This window comes from Leucobacter celer subsp. astrifaciens, assembly GCF_001273835.1.
Lineage (GTDB): Bacteria > Actinomycetota > Actinomycetes > Actinomycetales > Microbacteriaceae > Leucobacter > Leucobacter celer.
Map to the genome: position 1 here is coordinate 1 of NZ_JHEI01000171.1, position 293 is coordinate 293.

Sequence of the window (293 nt, forward strand, 5' to 3'; positions counted from 1 at the left end):
CGCTGCGGGCCCGGGGCTGATACCAGGCGACCGTCGCCTCGTCTCGGGGTTCGAGCGCGTCGAACAAATGATGCGGGATCCCCCGGCGCTCACCGGGTGGCAGTTTCGCTGTGCCGATATCCATTCCGCGATACACCTGCATGGAATCGGCATTGACGATCTCCGCGCGCACCCCCGATGCGGCAAGCCGTTCAGCGAGGTCGAGCGAGAGCGCGGACTTGCCGGTGCCGGTTGCCCCGACGATCGCCCAGACACGCGGTGAAGCAGCGTCTTGCGGCGCGATCATCGCGTGC

1 protein-coding gene is annotated in these 293 nt (G+C 67.6%); it reads right to left on the reverse strand.

The genetic code is table 11. The features are described 5' to 3' along the window. Positions 1-286: isopentenyl transferase family protein (locus tag AMS65_RS17850; RefSeq protein ID WP_277620068.1), on the reverse strand; the 286-nt coding region annotated here is incomplete at its 3' end. Positions 287-293: the final 7 nt, after the last annotated feature.